Source organism: Ligilactobacillus salivarius, assembly GCF_035231985.1.
Taxonomy (GTDB): Bacteria; Bacillota; Bacilli; order Lactobacillales; family Lactobacillaceae; genus Ligilactobacillus; species Ligilactobacillus salivarius.
The window spans coordinates 1355536-1373861 of record NZ_CP117983.1; the positions used below are offsets into that span (position 1 = coordinate 1355536).

Sequence of the window (18326 nt, forward strand, 5' to 3'; positions counted from 1 at the left end):
GAATTGTAAGATTGTTTAATAGTCAAACCGATAAAATTACGGCATTAAAAGCTCAAGCTCAAAATATCTGTCGTAAATATAATAATAAGATAAATTTCGAAAATAAGTATGATTACTCATTACTGTCATCCTTATTTAAAAATTTAGGAGATAATCCTTACATTGAATCTAATTTTTATTGTGAACTAGGTACTAATATTTCATTTGGAAATAACTCTTTTCTAAATCATGATGCAACTATTGTAGATTATGCACCAGTTAAGATTGGAAATAATGTCAATATTGCTCCAAAGGTTGGCATCTATACTACTATTTATCCTGATGATCTCAAATTGAGGAAACAACATTATCTTTCAGCTGCTCCCATTAACATTGAAGATGGCGTATGGATTGGAGGACATGCTGTAATTGGTGCTGGAGTAACAGTTGGTAAAAACTCTATTATCGGTGCTGGCAGCGTTGTTACAGGAGATATTCCAGCTAATTCAGTGGCTGTTGGAAATCCAGCCAGAGTTATTCGTAAAATCAACATTGATGATAAACCATAAAAAAATTCACGATATGTTTTTACATCTCGTGAATTTTTTCTTTTTATTTAGTTTCAACCGTCATTGGACGTTCATCTTTTTGAGTAATTTGTTCCTGATCTAATCCTTCTTTACCTTTGAAACAAACATTTAAGCCAACTGAACAAATACTTGCAACAACGATACCATTACCTAAGAACAATTGAATTGTGCGAGGCAAGTTTTGGAAAATTGTAGGATAAATAGATACTCCTAATCCCAACCCAATTGACACTGCTACAATCAAAATATTACGTTCATCTTTGAAATCAACGTCAATCAACATTCTAATTCCTTGGACACTAATCATCGCAAACATTACCAACATAGCTCCGCCTAAAACTGGAGTTGGGATAATAGTTGCTAATGCTCCAATTTTTGGAAGTAATCCTAAAACCATCAATAAAACTGCTGACCAATAAATTGGACGCTTAGTCTTAATTCCTGTTAATTGTAATAAACCTACATTTTGTGAGAAAGTTGTGTATGGGAAAGTATTAAAAATACCACCTAAAACTACTGCTAAACCTTCTGCACGATAACCATGCTTCAAATCATCTTCAGTAATATCTTTGTTTAATAAATTACCTAAAGCAAAGAATACACCTGTGGATTCAACCATTGATACTAAGGAAATGATTATCATTGTTACAGAAGATGACCATTCAAAGTGTGGAGCTCCAAAATAAAATGGTTGTGGCACGTGGAACCATGCAGCTTCGACAATTGGTTGTAAGGATACCATTCCCATTGTAGCTGCTAGTAATGTTCCTAAAATTAAACCAATTAATACAGCTATGGAACTCAAAAAACCTTTACCCCAAATCTGAATAATCAAGATAATCAAAATCGTTACAAAACCAGTAACTAAATTCTTCCAATTACCAAAATCAGCAGCAGTTGCATCGCCACCACCGATATTTTGTAGAGCAATTGGAATTAATGTTAAACCGATAACTGTAATCAATGTTCCAGTTACAACTGGTGGGAATAATTTCTTAATCTTAGAAAAATAACCTGAAATCAAAAACACAAAAATTCCGGCGACAATAATTGCACCATACATCGTTCCAATTGTAAATTGTTTACCTATCATCTTCAAAGGTTCTACCGCTTGAATCGCACATCCTAAAACAACTGGTAGTCCAATTCCAAAATACTTATTACGAGCTAATTGAATAAAAGTAGCTAAACCACACATAAAAATATCAATTGAGACCAAATATGTCATTTGCTCGCTATTAAATCTTAATGCTGTACCAATTAATAATGGTACGGCAACTGCTCCTGAATACATCGCCAATAAATGTTGTAAACCTAAAATCGCAGCTCTACCATGATTTACATTTTTTTCTTGCATGATTATTCTTCCCCTTCAAAATGTACTTGGTTATCATCAAATGAACTAATAACAGCTAGAGATTCTAATCTAACTCCTCTATCATGAATAATCTTTGCACCTTCTTGGAAAGATTTCTCAATGACAATTCCTACACCTTTAATTTCAGCACCAGCGGCATCGCAAATATTGAATATTCCTTGAACGGCTTGGCCATTAGCTAAGAAATCATCAATAATCAACACTTTATCATCTGATGTTAAAAATTTCTTATCAACAGAAATTGTATTAGTAACTTTCTTTGTATAAGAATAAACATCTGAAGTATATAGATTATCTACCAATGTTAAACTCTTATGTTTACGAGCAAAAACAACTGGTAACTTCATAACTAATCCAGTCATTACAGCAGGTGCAATTCCTGATGATTCAACTGTAATGATCTTTGTTATTTCCTCATCTTTGAATAATCTTGCAAATTCCTCTCCCATTTTGTACATCAATTCAGGATCAATCTGATGATTTAAAAATTGATTTACCTTCAACACATTTCCTGGTAAAACAACTCCATCTTTCTTGATTCTCTCTTCTAATAGCTTCATAACTCCTAATTCCTCCATAAAATAATAAAAGCTCTTTTACCATAAGTAAAAAAGCCCATACTAAAATATACTATGCTTAATTACTTATAGTCCAAGATTTAAGGTCCTGGGTAGAAACTGTCACCCATATTATGACGATATATAAGTATATATTTAAAGATAACATACAATAACAACTTTAACAACCATTATAATTCGGTTTTTAAATCTAATTATTATCATATTTATCTAAATTATATGTTTTTATCAATGAAATCAACTTTTGAGCATAATTAGGATCTGTCGCATATCCTCTTTGCTGTAAAGCTTGAGCAGCTTCCACATAATTATCTGCTGACAACACAGCTTGATAATGGCTACTATCCCAACTTGTTCCATCTACAAAAAGTGCTGTATGTTGCTCAATAGATTCTCTCCAACTTTGATAGATAGCAAATCGTGCCCTTACAACAATCCATTGTCCATTTACATACTCTTTAGTTGTCATTAAGCCTCCAGTATCACTCTTTACCCCAAATAAATTGTAATATTGTGTGGCTAATTCACTTTGACCCCAATTTGATTCTAATGCTGCTTGAGCAATAGTAATACTAGCAAAAATATGGTATTTTCGCTGTTCATCTTGCGCAATTGGAGCAATTTTCTCTACAAATTCTTCCTTTTTTACATCTTCAATTTTGGTCATTTGTGTATTGTTATTTACACTAGACCATTTTATAAATTGTACAAATAATAAACTTAACAAAATAACTACTAATAATAAGTCCGATAATCGAAGTTTGCCATTTACGTATAAGAACTTAAATTTTGCTTTTTTTCGTCTTTTTTTGACTGTTTTCTTGTTTTGTGTTCTTTTTCGCGCCAAACTCTGTAACTTCCCTTCTATTACTAGTTTATTTATTATTTGATACGATCAATCATCATCTTTCTTAAAGGCTTTGCAATCATTGGGGCTAATATTCCTGCTAAGATAGCTTCAGGAATTCCATTTGTTGCGATTACCCCTAATAAATAAGGTAATAATGCTTGAATGTCGATATGATATAAAGCCATCGAATGTCCACGGTAAAATAGATAGATTTGACCTAGGACCAGGATAGTATTAACTAATGATCCTGCAACAGCTGCAACTGTCATACTTAAATATTTTTTCCCAGTCCTAAGTGTTAAGAACTTGAATAACCAGCCAGCGACTGTCCCAATTAAAATTCTAGGTAATATTGAAATTAAAGGATTAACAAAAACAATTGCTGCTAAGGGACTAGTTGGCCAAACAAAAGCTCTAATAAAAGTAATGATACCCCATATTCCACCTATGATCGATCCATATTTAGTACCAAAAACTAAGGCCGTAACAATTACCGTTATGTGGATAATTGTTAAATTTAGTGGCCCCATTGGAATATAACCTAAAAATGGTATGAAATTTTGAATGATAATAATTGCACCAAACAAAGCAATTAATACCTGTTTAAAAATCTTATCCTTACTCTCCAAAATATAAAATCCCTTCTTAGATAATTCATTAGCTTAGATTATATCACATTATTAAAAATAAAAATTATAAAAATAAAACTAATCATATTATGAAAGTCTAATTGTCATAATATGATTAGTTTCTCTCTTATGCTTAAAAAACTATATATATTGGATAATTGTCATTAAGATTGGTACTACTACAATAAATAATACTGTACTCATGACGACAATATCAGTGGCATATTTTACATCACCATGTGCTTCATTTGCTAAGATTGGTAAGACTGCCAATGCTGGTGTCGCAGCTTGCACGATAAATGTTTCTCTCATTAAACTTACCATGTGAATTCCTGCTGCTGGAGCAACAAATTTTATAAGTAAAATTAATACAAGTGGGGAAAGAATAAATCTTCCTATTAAACCTAAAATTGTGTCTCTTTCAACTTTAAAATTCTTCAATCCCGCATCACAAAGTACAATACCAATATAAATTAAAGATAATGGTGTTACCAAACCACCAACATATGTCAATGTTTGAGCCACAAATGCTGGAACTTTGATACCAGTCAATAACCATAAAATTGCAACAATGAAACCTACCAATGGCATTGGTAATAATTTACGCCAATTAATCTTTTTAGCTGCATTTTTATTTTTAGCAACTGGATCATCATTGTAAATTAAATAAACACCAAAAGCCCAGGTTGAAACTGTATTAATAATATAGTAAATCAAAAAGTAAGATAGTCCTTTTGAACCAAACAAAGCATTGTTTAATGGCATACCAATAAAAATTGTATTGGCATTTACTACTGTGTTCATAAAGATGCCTCGACGACCTGGACGAATTTTAAAAATCTTAACTGTTAACCAAGCAATGATATAACCTATTACTACTCCTAAAGCTGGAAATAGTAATCCTTGGAATAAATTGCCTAAGCCATCTCTTGTCAAATGATCTTGAACTGAAATAAAAATTGAAGCTGGTAAAGCAATTTGTGTGATTAATTTGGAAATATTACTTGAAAATGAATCGTCAAACCATCCATTCTTTCGTAAAATATATCCTAATGCCATCATCAAAACGATAACAACTACGCTAGATACTGAAGTTAAGAATGCTGCCACTCTATCTCCTCCTAATCTATTCTCATTCTCTCTGTCTCTTTGTCTCTCTTAAAATAAATATTAATAGCGTGGTTCCCATTTCATATCAGCTACAGCTTTTTTAGCATCTGTTATATTTTCTTTAGATAATCCTTGATCAATGACTGATTGAGCTACAGTTTCAGCAACTGTTGTTGTAAATTCTTGTAACTTATCAATTGGTGGTAAAACTGGTGCACCTGGTTCATCAGGGTCAACAATTCCGCCTAAAGCATGACTTGCTTGGGAAATCATCTCTTCATTCAACACTTTAGAACTTGCTGCCATTGCACCAAAACATACACCTGGATAAATCAAAGCGTTGTTAGCTTGACCAATCTTGTAGGTTACCCCGTTGTATTCAGCATCATCTGATGGAATACCTGTTGCAACTAAAGCACGACCTTCAGTCCACTTAATCAAGTCATCTGCATGTGCTTCAATCAACTTAGTTGGGTTAGAAATTGGGAAAATGATTGGACGTTCTGTATATGCAGCCATTTCTTTGATTACACTTTCAGTAAACGCACCTGGCTGAGTTGAAGTACCAATCATAACTGTAGGATGAACTGCTTTTACAACAGCTTCTAAGTTTGTTAATTCATCAGCATTTTCAAATTCATCGCGTGAACGAACAAATGCTTTTTGACCTTCAGTTAATCCTTCTGTATCGTCAAATAATAATCCTTGTTTATCAACAAGATAGAAGTGTTTCTTAGCTTCTTCTTCACTCAAGCCTTGACGCTTCATTTCATCAAACATTAAACGAGCAATCCCAATTCCAGCTGTTCCAGCACCAAAAGTTAAGAATTTTTGATCTGTGAATTTTTGTTTTGAAATGTTTAAAGCACCTAAGACACCCGCCAAACAAACAATACCCGTACCTTGAATATCATCATTGAATGTTAAGATTTTATCTTTATACTTATTTAAAATAACGTCCGCATTAGAACGACCAAAGTCTTCAAAATGTAACATTGATTCTGGGAATAATTTTTGAACTGTAGCTACAAATTTATCAATTAATTCGTAGTACTTTTCGCCATAAACACGTTTATGTTTATTACCTAAATACAATGGATCATTTAATAATTCTTCATTATTGGTACCTGCATCAATAGAAACTGGTAAAACTTGTGCTGGGTTAATACCTGCTGCAGCTGTGTAAACCATCAATTTACCAATAGCAATATCAACACCATCAACACCCCAGTCACCAATACCTAAAATTCCTTCAGCATCAGTAACTACAATTAAGCGAATGTCACGACCATCAGCTGCATTTTTCAAAGTTGTTTCAATTGATTCAGGTTTATCGATTGAAATAAATGCTGCTTCTTGAGGACGCATAAATAAATGATTGTATCCTTCGATTGATTCAGCAACTACTGGATCATAAACAATTGGCATAAATTCTCTTAAATGTTGTCCCATTAGATAAAAGAATAATGTTCTATTAGTATTAAATAAGGACATTAAGTAAATTCTTTTTTCCAATCTTGATGTCTTTGAGCTATACTGTTCATAGACACGTTCAGCTTGTTCTTCGATTGTTTGAACGTGACTTGGCAATAATCCTACTAAGCCTAATTCTTCTCTTTCTTCTTTAGAGAAGCCTGTACCTTTATTTAAAAATGGATTTCTTAAAATTTCTTGTGGCGTTGCCATATAAATTCCTCCCATGTAAATATCTAATTTACCTGTCTACATGGTGCATTATAGTTTTGGGTTAAAATTATTGTCAAGTAAAGATACGACTATTAATATTTTTTATATGATAAAAAGAAAGGTTATTATACCGGTGATTAAATGGATACAAAAAGTTTAGAATATTATCACAAATTAGTTGAAGAAAAAAATTTTTCAAAAGTTGCTGAATTTTTCGAAGTTAGTCAACCTACAATTACATTAGCAATTAAACGTCTAGAAAATGAATATCAAACAAAATTTTTTCTGCGGGATCGATCACATAAAGAACTTATTTTGACTAAAGATGGTGAGCAGTTTGATAGGCATGTAGTCACAATTCTTAATGAATTAGAAATTGCACGTAAAGAAATTTCTCGAAATCAGGAACAAATGATCCGTTTAGGACTGCCCCCTATTATTAGTCAGTTCTATTTCCCACAAATTACTCCAGGTTTAGCAGATAACAAACTTTTAAGACGAATCGAACCCTATGAAGAAAAAGGATCTGCTATTTTATTAAAAATGTTAAAAGACGGTACCTTAGATATGTCTTTACTTAGCTCAACTACTCCACTAGCTAATAAAAACTTGAAAGCACATATTATTTCAAAAGCGAATTTTAAAATTATTGTTAGTCCTCAACATCGCTTAGCAAATAGAAAAAGTGTAACTTTTAATGAATTAGTAAACGAAAACTTTATTAACTTAAATTCAAGCTTTATTCATGCAGAAGTTTTTAAACACTTTGCCCACGAGGCACATTTTCGTCCAACTATTATCTTCCAAACAAGCGATGTTCCGTTACTAAAAAGTTTGGTATCTCAAAATACTGGAATAGCTTTATTAACGGACTTGGCTTTGAAAAACACTGACGATCTAGTTGCACTAGATATTGAAACTAATATTCCACTAAATTTCATTGTTTCAATTGCATACCGTCGTTCTCATATTTTAACTCCTAACCAAAGTAAACTAATTTCTTTATTAACAGATAAAAAATAGTCTAGAATCATCGATTTTGGAATCTTTGATTCTAGACTATTAATTATTTATTTACTTATGAGTAGTTATCTAGGATTATTTTCAGCAATAAGTTCTGTTGCTTGGCGTAATACACGCTTAAAAATAGCTAAGTCACGTGGAGCTACTTCATCTTCTAAACGTTCTTGCAAATTATCCCAAAATTCACTTTGTTGTGCTAAAGCATTAGTATAATCTTCTGTAACTGATAAATGTGTAACACGTCTATCTTCATCATCGATTTTTTTTGTCACTAAACCTAGACTTGTTAATTTTTTAATATGATAATTTGTATTAGGTGTAGATTGACCTAATAACTTAGAAATTGTTCCAATAGTAGGATTATCTAATTGGTTAATTGCTTCTAAATAGTACATATCGATTGCACCTAACTTGTCCAATTCAACAGCACCTTCATAATAATCATGTAATCTAATAAGTTGTGTTAAGTTAACCATTGCTCTTTGAATAGAATTGCTCATTGATCTTACCTCCAATTTACTAAGATTGCCTTATATCCTTTTTATGCAATAAACACAAATTCTATCGTATAATAAAATATACATATAAGTAAATAGCAAATACCATAAATTTATTTAAAATAACATTTTCAGACAAGTTTACAGTTGTACTTAATTTACCTGTTTGTATTATACTTTATTATTTTTATCTTGTAAAATACTTTGGCTAAATTTTTTTTACTGCAATGAAATTTAAAATTATTAACCATTCTTTTATAATTATAATAAAAACACTAACTATCGATATATTAATTCTATATCAATAATTAGTGTTTCAAATTACTATTTTATACTACGGCATAAAATCCCTAAAAAAGTTAATTATCTCTTCTTCTGGTGTTTGAAAGTTTTGTTCTACCCAATCTACCACAATTGTTAAAACTCCACCTGCAATCATTTTAGCTGTCATTTCTGGGACTTCAGAAGTACTCAATACATTTCTTATCCAATTAATATCAGTAAAATTCTCTGTATCTTCCTTAGATCCTCGTAATAATTGTTCACTAAGCATATTAATAATAACATTCAATAGTGTAACATCATTATTATTGATTAATACATTTCTAAATAATGGCTTATCATTGCCAATCATTGTAACAACTGAATTAATAGTCTCATGTGGATCAAGTTCAGCAATCATGAAAGTCAAAAAACTATATTTTAATAGATCAAATTTATCAGCAAAATAACGATAAAATGTACTTCGATGTACTCCTGCCTCACGACAAATTTGATCTACCGTTATCTTTTCCAATGGTTCTTTACGCAAAAGTACTAGTAAACTATTACCTAATGCTTCTTTTCTTTTAGATTTTTGCTTTTTCATTGACCTATTACCTCATAATTTTTATTGCTAACGTACTACTAACACCGAAATTGGAGAATACTTGACAATGTAAGCTGCTTGTGAGCCAAAATATTTTCTAATTCCTGTTTTAGACAATGCACCAATAATTAATAAATCAGGTTTCACTGCTGGTATTATCCGCTTAACTATTTCCTCGCCTGCATTTCCTTCAGAAAATACTAATTGAACATTTTTTACCCCTGCTTCCAAAGCTATCTTTCGATAACCCTCCATATGCTTTTCTAATTCAGCTCGTTCACCATGGATATAATCACGAGACATAGCTTGATAAATATTCATCTCATCTTTCTCCAAGATAGAAGTGATAATTAAAGTTGCATTTAATTCAATTGCTCGACGCATTGCCACACGAAATGCTAATTGAGCATCTTCTGAATCATCTACACCAACTAATATTTTTTTAATATTTTTAATATTTTCAGAATCCATTTTGCTCATCCTTTCAACTAGAATCTGTATTTATAAAGATACAATTTCATTATACTTTATTCCTTTTGATTTTTAAACGTTTTTTAGGATAACCAAACTTTTTTATTTGATATAAATAATTATTACCCTCTATTACAATTACAATATTTTTCAGAAACACAATTACAGGATAATTTTTCTGGTGCATCCTTAAATTTTATTTTAAGAACTTCCTCAAGTTTTTTTATGTCATTTTTAGATAACTTTACATTATTTAAAACTTCTACTAGAGTTTGACCAACATGCATTTGACAAATATTTTCAAAACTTGTTAATATCTGCTCATTAATTGTTTTTTGTTCTTTTATAACCGGATAATAAATGTATGCTCTACCTTCTCGTCTAGTCCCTACATATCCTTTTGATACTAATCTACCAATCAAAGTTTTAGTGGTTGCTGGCTTCCAATTTTTTTTATCAGATAAAACTTCAATGATTTGTCTACTAGTAGTTTCGCCTAAAGTCCAGATAACTCTCATAATCTCCCACTCAGCATTGCTGATTTCAACTTTTTCCAACATTTTCACCACCTAAAATACTATATGTTATAGTATACCACTACCTTATATATTTTAAGTAGTGGTTTATATATAATAAATAAAACTTTCTATATATTATTAATTACATGAATGTAACTTGGTACTAAAAGTATCAAATTCCCTATCAATAACTACAATGTTTCAACGTTATTGATAAAAAAAGTTTAGTCAATACAAATTTTACAATGTATTACTCATTAAAAGATTAAATAAAATTACACCGTACTTTTTTAATTTACTCAAATGATACGCATATACTAAATTTTATATTATTTAATAATAAACTCCCTTCAAAGTTTGTTACAGAAATCTATATATTCTATAACTACTCTAAAGGGAGTTTTGTATTTACCTAATTAATCCTTTTTTAATTAATTAGTTTTTCTTCTTTTTTCTATCTAAACCAAACAGACCTAAAATTCCCATTAACGTCATTCCAATAATAGATAACTTTTGACTATTATTGTTTTCACCCGTTTGTGGTAATTTATTTGTACTGTTATTAATTCCTTTCTTTCCAAGTGAATAATTATTTTTATCAATCTTATTAGCACTTGTTGGAACTGTAACTACACTCGTAACATTATCTTTAGAAACAACTAATTGACTACCTGCAATTATATTTGTTGATCCATCTGGATATGTCAACGTTGCTGTTCCGTCATCAGCTATAGTTACCACTGTACCTGGATTAAGTTTTTCCAAGTTATTTAATAGTTCTTCTTTTTCGCTATCTGTTAGCTGACTTGGATTCATTACTGGTACCTTGGTTTCTGGGACACTTGGAGTAGTCTTATCTGCGTCGGTTGATTGACGAACTAAGTCACTTCCTGGAATGGTGTCCTTGGAACCATCTGGATAAGTTATCGTTGTAGTACCATCATTGCCTACTGTAACCTGACTACCTGATGGAAGAGTATCTTTGTTGGCATTAGTTACATTAGTCTTGACTTGATCCTTTTCGTCATCAGTTAAATGACTTGGATCTGTTACTGGTACCTTAGTTTCTGGAACTTCTGGTGTGATCTTATCTGCGTCGTTTGATTGACGAACTAGGTCACTTCCTGGAATGGTGTCCTTGGAACCATCTGGATAAGTTATCGTTGTAGTACCATCATTGCCTACTGTAACCTGACTACCTGATGGAAGAGTATCTTTGTTGGCATTAGTTACATTAGTCTTGACTTGATCCTTTTCGTCATCAGTTAAATGACTTGGATCATTTACTGGTACCTTAGTTTCTGGAACTTCTGGTGTGATCTTATCTGCGTCGTTTGATTGACGAACTAGGTCACTTCCTGGAATGGTGTCCTTGGAACCATCTGGATAAGTTATCGTTGTAGTACCATCATTGCCTACTGTAACCTGACTACCTGATGGAAGAGTATCTTTGTTGGCATTAGTTACATTAGTCTTGACTTGATCCTTTTCGTCATCAGTTAAATGACTTGGATCTGTTACTGGTACCTTAGTTTCTGGAACTTCTGGTGTGATCTTATCTGCGTCGTTTGATTGACGAACTAGGTCACTTCCTGGAATGGTGTCCTTGGAACCATCTGGATAAGTTATCGTTGTAGTACCATCATTGCCTACTGTAACCTGACTACCTGATGGAAGAGTATCTTTGTTGGCATTAGTTACATTAGTCTTGACTTGATCCTTTTCGTCATCAGTTAAATGACTTGGATCATTTACTGGTACCTTAGTTTCTGGAACTTCTGGTGTGATCTTATCTGCGTCGTTTGATTGACGAACTAGGTCACTTCCTGGAATGGTGTCCTTGGAACCATCTGGATAAGTTATCGTTGTAGTACCATCATTGCCTACTGTAACCTGACTGCCTGATGGAAGATTATCCTTGTTGGCATTAGTTACATTAGTCTTAACTTGGTCCTTTTCATCTTCAGTTAAGTGACTTGGATCTGCTACTGGTTCCTTGGTTGATGGAATATTTGGTGTGATCTTCTCAGCGTCGCTCTTTACGTCGCTCTTTCCTTCTACCACTTTGTCTCCTGGAATTGTATCAGTTGTCTTATCTGGGTAGGTAATCGTTGCTGTACCATCATTACCAATAGTTACCTGAGTCCCTTCTGGGAACTTATCTTTATTGGCTTCTGTGACCTTGTCTGCGACTTCTTTCTTTTCGTCATCAGTCAGCTTCGTTGGATCATCAACCTTGGTCTTGTCTGGAACCGTTGGATTAGTCTTATCGGCATCTTTCTTAGCTTCGACTACCTGGTCACCAGGAATCGTATCCTGGGAGCCATCTGGATAGTTGATTGTGACTTTCCCATCATCGTCGACTGTGACTTCCGTCTTCTCTGGGAACTTATCTTTATTGGCTTCTGTGACCTTGTCTGCGACTTCTTTCTTTTCGTCATCAGTCAGCTTCGTTGGATTATCAACCTTGGTCTTGTCTGGAACCGTTGGATTAGTCTTATCGGCATCTTTCTTAGCTTCGACTACCTGGTCACCAGGAATCGTATCCTGGGAGCCATCTGGATAGTTGATTGTGACTTTCCCATCATCGTCGACTGTGACTTCCGTCTTCTCTGGGAACTTATCTTTATTGGCTTCTGTGACCTTGTCTGCGACTTCTTTCTTTTCATCATCAGTCAGCTTCGTTGGATTATCAACCTTGGTCTTGTCTGGAACCGTTGGATTAGTCTTATCGGCATCTTTCTTAGCTTCGACTACCTGGTCACCAGGAATCGTATCCTGGGAGCCATCTGGATAGTTGATTGTGACTTTCCCATCATCGTCGACTGTGACTTCCGTCTTCTCTGGGAACTTATCTTTATTGGCTTCTGTGACCTTGTCTGCGACTTCTTTCTTTTCGTCATCAGTCAGCTTCGTTGGATCATCAACCTTGGTCTTGTCTGGAACCGTTGGATTAGTCTTATCGGCATCTTTCTTAGCTTCGACTACCTGGTCACCAGGAATCGTATCCTGGGAGCCATCTGGATAGTTGATTGTGACTTTCCCATCATCGTCGACTGTGACTTCCGTCTTCTCTGGGAACTTATCTTTATTGGCTTCTGTGACCTTGTCTGCGACTTCTTTCTTTTCGTCATCAGTCAGCTTCGTTGGATCATCAACCTTGGTCTTGGCTGGAACCGTTGGATTAGTCTTATCGGCATCTTTCTTAGCTTCGACTACCTGGTCACCAGGAATCGTATCCTGGGAGCCATCTGGATAGTTGATTGTGACTTTCCCATCATCGTCGACTGTGACTTCCGTCTTCTCTGGGAACTTATCTTTATTGGCTTCTGTGACCTTGTCTGCGACTTCTTTCTTTTCGTCATCAGTCAGCTTCGTTGGATTATCAACCTTGGTCTTGGCTGGAACCGTTGGATTAGTCTTATCGGCATCTTTCTTAGCTTCGACTACCTGGTCACCAGGAATCGTATCCTGGGAGCCATCTGGATAGTTGATTGTGACTTTCCCATCATCGTCGACTGTGACTTCCGTCTTCTCTGGGAACTTATCTTTATTGGCTTCTGTGACCTTGTCTGCGACTTCTTTCTTTTCGTCATCAGTCAGCTTCGTTGGATTATCAACCTTGGTCTTGTCTGGAACCGTTGGATTAGTCTTATCGGCATCTTTCTTAGCTTCGACTACCTGGTCACCAGGAATCGTATCCTGGGAGCCATCTGGATAGTTGATTGTGACTTTCCCATCATCGTCGACTGTGACTTCCGTCTTCTCTGGGAACTTATCTTTATTGGCTTCTGTGACCTTGTCTGCGACTTCTTTCTTTTCGTCAGCAGTCAGCTTCGTTGGATCATCAACCTTGGTCTTGTCTGGAACCGTTGGATTAGTCTTATCGGCATCTTTCTTAGCTTCGACTACCTGGTCACCAGGAATCGTATCCTGGGAGCCATCTGGATAGTTGATTGTGACTTTCCCATCATCGTCGACTGTGACTTCCGTCTTCTCTGGGAACTTATCTTTATTGGCTTCTGTGACCTTGTCTGCGACTTCTTTCTTTTCGTCATCAGTCAGCTTCGTTGGATTATCAACCTTGGTCTTGTCTGGAACCGTTGGATTAGTCTTATCGGCATCTTTCTTAGCTTCGACTACCTGGTCACCAGGAATCGTATCCTGGGAGCCATCTGGATAGTTGATTGTGACTTTCCCATCATCGTCGACTGTGACTTCCGTCTTCTCTGGGAACTTATCTTTATTGGCTTCTGTGACCTTGTCTGCGACTTCTTTCTTTTCGTCAGCAGTCAGCTTCGTTGGATTATCAACCTTGGTCTTGGCTGGAACCGTTGGATTAGTCTTATCGGCATCTTTCTTAGCTTCGACTACCTGGTCACCAGGAATCGTATCCTGGGAGCCATCTGGATAGTTGATTGTGACTTTCCCATCATCGTCGACTGTGACTTCCGTCTTCTCTGGGAACTTATCTTTATTGGCTTCTGTGACCTTGTCTGCGACTTCTTTCTTTTCGTCAGCAGTCAGCTTCGTTGGATCATCAACCTTGGTCTTGTCTGGAACCGTTGGATTAGTCTTATCGGCATCTTTCTTAGCTTCGACTACCTGGTCACCAGGAATCGTATCCTGGGAGCCATCTGGATAGTTGATTGTGACTTTCCCATCATCGTCGACTGTGACTTCCGTCTTCTCTGGGAACTTATCTTTATTGGCTTCTGTGACCTTGTCTGCGACTTCTTTCTTTTCGTCATCAGTCAGCTTCGTTGGATCATCAACCTTGGTCTTGGCTGGAACCGTTGGATTAGTCTTATCGGCATCTTTCTTAGCTTCGACTACCTGGTCACCAGGAATCGTATCCTGGGAGCCATCTGGATAGTTGATTGTGACTTTCCCATCATCGTCGACTGTGACTTCCGTCTTCTCTGGGAACTTATCTTTATTGGCTTCTGTGACCTTGTCTGCGACTTCTTTCTTTTCGTCATTAGTCAGCTTCGTTGGATTATCAACCTTGGTCTTGGCTGGAACCGTTGGATTAGTCTTATCGGCATCTTTCTTAGCTTCGACTACCTGGTCACCAGGAATCGTATCCTGGGAGCCATCTGGATAGTTGATTGTGACTTTCCCATCATCGTCGACTGTGACTTCCGTCTTCTCTGGGAACTTATCTTTATTGGCTTCTGTGACCTTGTCTGCGACTTCTTTCTTTTCGTCATCAGTCAGCTTCGTTGGATTATCAACCTTGGTCTTGTCTGGAACCGTTGGATTAGTCTTATCGGCATCTTTCTTAGCTTCGACTACCTGGTCACCAGGAATCGTATCCTGGGAGCCATCTGGATAGTTGATTGTGACTTTCCCATCATCGTCGACTGTGACTTCCGTCTTCTCTGGGAACTTATCTTTATTGGCTTCTGTGACCTTGTCTGCGACTTCTTTCTTTTCATCATCAGTCAGCTTCGTTGGATTATCAACCTTGGTCTTGGCTGGAACCGTTGGATTAGTCTTATCGGCATCTTTCTTAGCTTCGACTACCTGGTCACCAGGAATCGTATCCTGGGAGCCATCTGGATAGTTGATTGTGACTTTCCCATCATCGTCGACTGTGACTTCCGTCTTCTCTGGGAACTTATCTTTATTGGCTTCTGTGACCTTGTCTGCGACTTCTTTCTTTTCGTCATTAGTCAGCTTCGTTGGATTATCAACCTTGGTCTTGGCTGGAACCGTTGGATTAGTCTTATCGGCATCTTTCTTAGCTTCGACTACCTGGTCACCAGGAATCGTATCCTGGGAGCCATCTGGATAGTTGATTGTGACTTTCCCATCATCGTCGACTGTGACTTCCGTCTTCTCTGGGAACTTATCTTTATTGGCTTCTGTGACCTTGTCTGCGACTTCTTTCTTTTCGTCAGCAGTCAGCTTCGTTGGATTATCAACCTTGGTCTTGGCTGGAACCGTTGGATCCAGCTCTGCTGAAGTCTTTTTAACTACATACACATATTCATCGTGATGATTAATAGTATATGTTCCATTTACAGTATTTGCTTGATTGGTCGCCAAATTATAGTCCGTTGGTAAATTGACATTATAATTATAATTTTCTCCCAATTTACCACTAATCTTATCTGTTGCTACTTCTTTCCCATCTCCCGGCACAAAAATAGAATTTTTATTCCCAGTTACATCGATATAATGAACTCTAACTTCAGACTTATCTTCACTACCATCCTTTGCATAATAGTAAACAATACCATCATTAGTTGATGTAATTTGATTTGTATATGTGTACGATTTTCCATGCGAAATAAACGAGAAGTGATCGTTAACATTTTTCATGTTCCCCAAGTAACGTGTCGTATTATTAATCGCTTCACCATCATAATACGCAGTAATTCGAATCAACCCTTGAGAGTCAATTACTGTTTGCTTTATAACTACATGTTTATCAAGTCTAAAATCATACGATTCACCCACTTTATATGGGGAGATATATCCTGTAGTCTCTGGCGATTTTTTCAATGTATATCCATCAATAGTTGGTGCCTCTCCGGTAATTGTGTATTTCTGATAAGCAACACCTTCAAAAGATTTTGGCACTGCAAGTTCGTCTCCCGTTGCTTGATCAACATAATGAATCGTAGTTGTCACTTTCGTTGGCATTGGAGTCATCATAAAGCCATTTCCCATTGAAGCTGGGTCTCCAGAAATTCCGGTATCGTGACCATATGCAAAACCAACCACCATGCCTTGTATATCATCGCCTTTTTCGATCCCATCAAGACCAATTGAAACACTAGTCCCATCATAATTAGTAAAAATTGGAGGATAAGTAGTTCCACCTGTCCCGTTACTATACTCAACCTTCTTTGATTCACCAGGTGCTACCACTTCTTCTTGTATATTTTGATACCTTCCAGTATGCAAAATTGTTACATATAAATTATTATCATTCAAATTATTTGAGCGGGCCAACAAATAGATAACATGGTAAGATTCATTATAGTTAGCAACACCGGCAAAGTAGTATCTCCCGCTCTCATCGTTGGTAGTGTGGGTTTGCAAGATTCCCTTTACTGTTGCTGTTGATTTGATCCAATAATGCTTCAGGTTATTGTATACCCAGTTATCCGTGGGCTTATTAGTTATCTCCGTTAACATGGGCTGGGAATCCAGCTTAATGTCTTGGTTTGACATCGGTAAGCTAGTCGAGGGTTTTTCATTGTTACTTGTGGTCACTAACGAAAAAGAATACCAAGGTAAGCTAGTCGAGGGTTCTTCATTGTTACTTGTGGTCGGATCAGTACTAGTTGGATTTACTACTGCCTTCATTGCTGTTGGTGCAACTAGTGCGTTAACCTTGGCGGTTGTCTTCGGTGTAGCTGTTGTTGCGTCGTTAGTCGGCGTTACTTCAGTATCTTTTTTGTCGACATTGGTAGTATTTTGCGTAGTTTCATTCGCATTTGTCTGCTTGTCTTTATCTTGCGTAGTATCTGGTGCTTCAGCCTTCCTTACTGGTAGTGCAGCCCGTACAAACTTCTTTCGTGTTGTTACGCCGTTAGCCGGCATTACTTCATTGCCGACTTTGGTAGTATTTTGCGTAGTTTCATTCGCATTTGTCTGCTTGCCTTTATCTTGCGTAGTATCTTGGGTATTTGTTGCCACTACTTTTTCTTCAGCATTAGTTGTGGTTGCTACCGTTTCTTCTTTATCAGCTGTAGTCCGCAATGTTACTTCAGAACTTTGATGGTCTGCTACATTGCTATCTGTTTGAACAGTAGCATCAGTAGGTGTAGTAGTTGGCACCGTATCGGCTGATACCGCATGGTTGCTATATAGCATAAAAGTTGTCCCCAACAATACTGATGCTACTCCTACAGATAACTTCCGTAGTCCCCAACGTTGCTTCCCATCGGCATGCTTTTGTTGGTAGAATTGATAATTATTTTTCGAAACCATATCCGTTCCTCCTAAGCTCATAAAATAAACTCAAATAAAAAATAAAACGTTTTATCACATATAGCTTAACACAATATTGACAATAATTCTAAATTTTCAATAAATTAATTACATTTTAATTTAAGATTGTTTGCAAATTCTTAAACGGTATCTTCTTTTTATACATGGTATAATTTATACTATAAAACTATTCCTTTAT

Annotated in this window: 13 protein-coding genes and 1 riboswitch; of the genes, 2 read left to right on the forward strand and 11 right to left on the reverse strand. The window is 35.7% G+C overall.

Going from position 1 to position 18326, the window contains the following annotated elements; genetic code table 11:
• The first annotated feature begins 11 nt into the window (after positions 1–11).
• Positions 12–548 (forward strand): sugar O-acetyltransferase, encoded by a 537-nt coding sequence (locus PTA89_RS06705; protein WP_081538177.1) that lies wholly within the window; start codon positions 12–14, stop codon positions 546–548.
• 43 nt (positions 549–591) lie between these two features.
• Here the strand turns inward: PTA89_RS06705 and PTA89_RS06710 are convergent, their stop codons facing one another.
• The 6 genes from PTA89_RS06710 to PTA89_RS06735 form a co-directional block, all read right to left on the reverse strand.
• The gene (locus PTA89_RS06710) at positions 592–1926 is read right to left on the reverse strand and encodes a nucleobase:cation symporter-2 family protein (RefSeq protein WP_081534905.1); all 1335 of its coding nucleotides are present in this window, start codon (positions 1924–1926) and stop codon (positions 592–594) included.
• A 2-nt stretch (positions 1927–1928) separates the two neighbouring features.
• Entirely contained in the window at positions 1929–2507 is a 579-nt protein-coding gene (locus PTA89_RS06715) for a xanthine phosphoribosyltransferase (protein ID WP_003705196.1), read from the reverse strand.
• 67 nt (positions 2508–2574) lie between these two features.
• A riboswitch (purine riboswitch) is annotated at positions 2575–2672 on the reverse strand.
• Positions 2673–2715: 43 nt separating this feature from the next.
• On the reverse strand, positions 2716–3372 hold the full coding sequence (locus PTA89_RS06720; protein ID WP_324177088.1) for a glycoside hydrolase family 73 protein: 657 nt from the start codon (positions 3370–3372) through the stop codon (positions 2716–2718).
• A 35-nt stretch (positions 3373–3407) separates the two neighbouring features.
• Entirely contained in the window at positions 3408–4004 is a 597-nt protein-coding gene (locus PTA89_RS06725; RefSeq protein ID WP_011476271.1) for an ECF transporter S component, read from the reverse strand.
• Positions 4005–4145: 141 nt separating this feature from the next.
• The gene (locus PTA89_RS06730; protein ID WP_049154486.1) at positions 4146–5114 is read right to left on the reverse strand and encodes an AEC family transporter; all 969 of its coding nucleotides are present in this window, start codon (positions 5112–5114) and stop codon (positions 4146–4148) included.
• A 60-nt stretch (positions 5115–5174) separates the two neighbouring features.
• The gene (locus PTA89_RS06735; protein ID WP_324177089.1) at positions 5175–6800 is read right to left on the reverse strand and encodes a malolactic enzyme; all 1626 of its coding nucleotides are present in this window, start codon (positions 6798–6800) and stop codon (positions 5175–5177) included.
• Between the two features lie 141 nt (positions 6801–6941).
• On the opposite strand from PTA89_RS06735, the gene PTA89_RS06740 reads away from it, so the two are divergent.
• Entirely contained in the window at positions 6942–7823 is an 882-nt protein-coding gene (locus PTA89_RS06740) for a LysR family transcriptional regulator (protein ID WP_161022877.1), read from the forward strand.
• 65 nt (positions 7824–7888) lie between these two features.
• On the opposite strand, the gene PTA89_RS06745 is transcribed toward PTA89_RS06740, so the two are convergent.
• The 5 genes from PTA89_RS06745 to PTA89_RS06765 form a co-directional block, all read right to left on the reverse strand.
• Entirely contained in the window at positions 7889–8323 is a 435-nt protein-coding gene (locus PTA89_RS06745; RefSeq protein WP_003705201.1) for a MarR family winged helix-turn-helix transcriptional regulator, read from the reverse strand.
• Positions 8324–8654: 331 nt separating this feature from the next.
• Entirely contained in the window at positions 8655–9188 is a 534-nt protein-coding gene (locus PTA89_RS06750) for a TetR/AcrR family transcriptional regulator (RefSeq protein ID WP_044005134.1), read from the reverse strand.
• A 27-nt stretch (positions 9189–9215) separates the two neighbouring features.
• Positions 9216–9659 carry a universal stress protein gene (locus PTA89_RS06755; protein WP_004564273.1) on the reverse strand — a complete coding sequence of 148 codons (444 nt, stop codon included), beginning with the start codon at positions 9657–9659 and terminating at the stop codon, positions 9216–9218.
• 122 nt (positions 9660–9781) lie between these two features.
• A complete protein-coding gene (locus PTA89_RS06760) occupies positions 9782–10219 on the reverse strand; it encodes a CopY/TcrY family copper transport repressor (protein WP_324177090.1) in 438 nt (145 codons plus the stop codon).
• 393 nt (positions 10220–10612) lie between these two features.
• Positions 10613–18127, reverse strand: coding sequence for a YSIRK-type signal peptide-containing protein (locus PTA89_RS06765; protein WP_324177091.1), 7515 nt, complete (start codon positions 18125–18127; stop codon positions 10613–10615).
• Positions 18128–18326: the final 199 nt, after the last annotated feature.

What these genes read in the sequence shown, in the direction of transcription:
- PTA89_RS06750 (WP_044005134.1), bottom strand. Translation starts at nt 9,188, where the DNA reads ATGAAAAAGCAAAAATCTAAAAGAAAAGAAGCATTAGGTAATAGTTTA.
- PTA89_RS06740 (WP_161022877.1), top strand. Translation starts at nt 6,942, where the DNA reads ATGGATACAAAAAGTTTAGAATATTATCACAAATTAGTTGAAGAAAAA.
- PTA89_RS06765 (WP_324177091.1), bottom strand. Translation starts at nt 18,127, where the DNA reads ATGGTTTCGAAAAATAATTATCAATTCTACCAACAAAAGCATGCCGAT.
- PTA89_RS06715 (WP_003705196.1), bottom strand. Translation starts at nt 2,507, where the DNA reads ATGAAGCTATTAGAAGAGAGAATCAAGAAAGATGGAGTTGTTTTACCA.
- PTA89_RS06745 (WP_003705201.1), bottom strand. Translation starts at nt 8,323, where the DNA reads ATGAGCAATTCTATTCAAAGAGCAATGGTTAACTTAACACAACTTATT.
- PTA89_RS06760 (WP_324177090.1), bottom strand. Translation starts at nt 10,219, where the DNA reads ATGTTGGAAAAAGTTGAAATCAGCAATGCTGAGTGGGAGATTATGAGA.
- PTA89_RS06755 (WP_004564273.1), bottom strand. Translation starts at nt 9,659, where the DNA reads ATGGATTCTGAAAATATTAAAAATATTAAAAAAATATTAGTTGGTGTA.
- PTA89_RS06710 (WP_081534905.1), bottom strand. Translation starts at nt 1,926, where the DNA reads ATGCAAGAAAAAAATGTAAATCATGGTAGAGCTGCGATTTTAGGTTTA.
- PTA89_RS06735 (WP_324177089.1), bottom strand. Translation starts at nt 6,800, where the DNA reads ATGGCAACGCCACAAGAAATTTTAAGAAATCCATTTTTAAATAAAGGT.